At 33.2% G+C, this 2,270-nt stretch carries 5 protein-coding genes; all 5 read right to left on the bottom strand.

The genetic code is table 11. The annotated features are described in order from the left end of the window. The coding region (locus tag H0V01_10625) for a hypothetical protein (protein MBA2583823.1) at window positions 1-498 on the bottom strand (498 nt) is incomplete at its 3' end. Window positions 499-529: 31 nt separating this feature from the next. Then, entirely contained in the window at window positions 530-1,168 is a 639-nt protein-coding gene (locus H0V01_10620) for a hypothetical protein (GenBank protein MBA2583822.1), read from the bottom strand. Beyond that, complete coding sequence (locus H0V01_10615; protein MBA2583821.1) at window positions 1,168-1,722, bottom strand: J domain-containing protein; 555 nt, start codon at window positions 1,720-1,722, stop codon at window positions 1,168-1,170. The genes H0V01_10620 and H0V01_10615 overlap by 1 nt, the downstream gene beginning before the upstream one ends. Before the next feature lie 2 nt (window positions 1,723-1,724). Further along, complete coding sequence (locus H0V01_10610; GenBank protein ID MBA2583820.1) at window positions 1,725-1,937, bottom strand: hypothetical protein; 213 nt, start codon at window positions 1,935-1,937, stop codon at window positions 1,725-1,727. Between the two features lie 36 nt (window positions 1,938-1,973). Next, window positions 1,974-2,270, bottom strand: a 297-nt coding sequence (locus H0V01_10605) for a hypothetical protein (protein ID MBA2583819.1), incomplete at its 5' end; no start/stop codon positions are given.

The raw sequence follows: 2,270 nt of genomic DNA, 5'->3' as shown, positions 1-2,270 counted from the left end.
CGTTGAACCTGTAGCATATCCTAATACAATCATCTTGTCTTTATAAATGAAATAGTAGTACATATTGTACAGATATAAAGTGCCAACAGGATGTTCTCTGGTCATTTTAAAAGCTACTTCACCACAATCTAATCCGTCAACTTTTAATTTTCTTCCTGAAATAAAAGTTCCTAAATCTTCTGTAAGTTCTTTTAACCCTTTTTGAGTGAACATTTCGGCAATTTCAGATTTTGTAGGTGAACCTGGCATTTTCCTAATGGTCAAAGTAGAAATAGCAGAAGTGACACCTGAATTATATAAAAACTTTTTTACAATATGGGGTCGTTCTCCATCCGCTTGTTTCCAATCACAGGGAACAGAAAGTTTTATTTTCAGTCCCATTGCCTTCCCTGTGCCGTCCGTTTTAAAATCACAACGGTTATTCCAAAATGTTGCTGGTGTTTCTTGTGCAAAAAGAATTTGAGTACACAATAATACTATTATCAGGAGGCATTTCATTAGTTACTGCTTTTTGAAATTGGCGTATAAATTAATTGTCATGAAACTTAGTGCTTGTTGTCAATCTTGTAAATAAATCATTAAATTCATCGTAAAGGCTTACTGCTTTCTCTTTACTTTGACTAAATGTTCCAAGCTGAATACGAATTAGACATTGATTGTGATACACAACAATTTGAACAACTTTTGAGAATATTTCACTTTCTAAATTGTTTAATTTTGTTTCATATACAATTTTTGCAGAAGGTTTTCCGTTAATTTCTAATCTCTCAAAGCTTATAGAACGGTCTTTAGCTGCATCCATTCCTTCAGTAAGGATTTTTTCAGATAATAGAATATTGATTTCTTCTTCCGTTAGACTTCTTCCAATATTTGAAATCACTAATAACTCTTCAATTGCAGAACCATCAGCTAAAACCTTTTGAAATTTTTTTACTACATTTTGATTTTGCCCACTAATAATCGTCCATTCGCATGGATATGGTAATTCCATATTTATCCCTTCACTTTTCAAGTCATTTTTTGTAGAGAACATACAAAATTTGGATGCGATTTCAATTTCATTGGTGTTGTTTTCACCCAAGTTTTTAGAATTAGATTTTTCATTTTCGCCGGACTGACAACTTATGAAAATCAAAAGGATTAAATAAGAGAATATTAACTGTTTCATTAATTACAACTTTTAGATGAAGCGAATATGATTAAAAAAATAAAGCCAATGGCAATTTGAAATATCAACATTTGTCCCGCAGCTTTTGCTCCTTTTTTTGCCCCAACCGCAACCATGCCTGCGAAATCTTTTATGGTCTGTTTAGCTAATTCAACGGCTTGCCGTTTTGCATTATCCATCCAACGTTTTAGAATATCGTCTTTTGCAAAGTATTCAGCATATTCAAACTTCGGCTCGGGTTCTGGTTTTTTCTTTTCTTCTTGAGGTCTTGTATAATATTCTTGCTCACTCTTTGTTTCTTGTTTTTCTTTTTTAGGTTCTGCTGCTCTTCTAAATGCTTTGAACTGCTGATATTCTGTATTGTACCTGTTTCTTGCTTCGGTGTCTTTGAGAATTAAATACGCTTCATTGATTAACTGCATGTTCTTTGTTGTATCCTTACCGTGATTTCTGTCGGGGTGCCACTTAATTGCTTGTTTCCGAAAAGCTGATTTGATTTCTTCAAAAGTTGCAGTTTCTTTTATTTCAAGAATAGCGTAATAGTCGACAAACATACTTAAGTCTTTTTATCAAGTTCTTGTTTGTCGGCTGATGCATCTTTTTTAGCATCTGGATTATATTTCCAAACTGCACCTATAGCAGCAATTGCCCCAACAACCACAAACATCGGTGCTCGGCTATTGCTTTTTCCACCGTTTATTGCCATGCCAATCAGGGAAGAAACGATTAAAATTCCAATGATTACAATGATTTTTATTGAAGTGCGCATATTAGTATTGGTTTAAAGAATATTTCATTTTTAAATTCAATGAGATACGTAAACATTTCCTATTTTTTCAATGCTTCCATTTGTATTGTAAGAAATACGAGTATCACCGATTTTATCCATTTTGCTTGAATAGTCATAAGAAATACGAGTGTCACCAACCTTATCTACTCGATTTGAATAGTCATAAGAAATACGAGTGTCACCAATTTTATCTACACGATTTGAATAGTCATAAGAAATACGAGTGTCCCCGATTTTATCAACTCTGTTTGAGTAATCATAAGATATACGCACATCACCTATTTTATCTACACGATTTGAATAGTCATAGGA

Source organism: Bacteroidota bacterium (genome assembly GCA_013696965.1).
Taxonomy (GTDB): Bacteria; Bacteroidota; Bacteroidia; order JACCXN01; family JACCXN01; genus JACCXN01.
Note: the sequence above shows the minus strand (reverse complement) of the source record. Positions and strands in the feature narration are given on the sequence as shown.

Coding starts and splice junctions, on each gene's coding strand:
- H0V01_10620 (MBA2583822.1), bottom strand. CDS start 1,168: ATGAAACAGTTAATATTCTCTTATTTAATCCTTTTGATTTTCATAAGT.
- H0V01_10615 (MBA2583821.1), bottom strand. CDS start 1,722: ATGTTTGTCGACTATTACGCTATTCTTGAAATAAAAGAAACTGCAACT.
- H0V01_10610 (MBA2583820.1), bottom strand. CDS start 1,937: ATGCGCACTTCAATAAAAATCATTGTAATCATTGGAATTTTAATCGTT.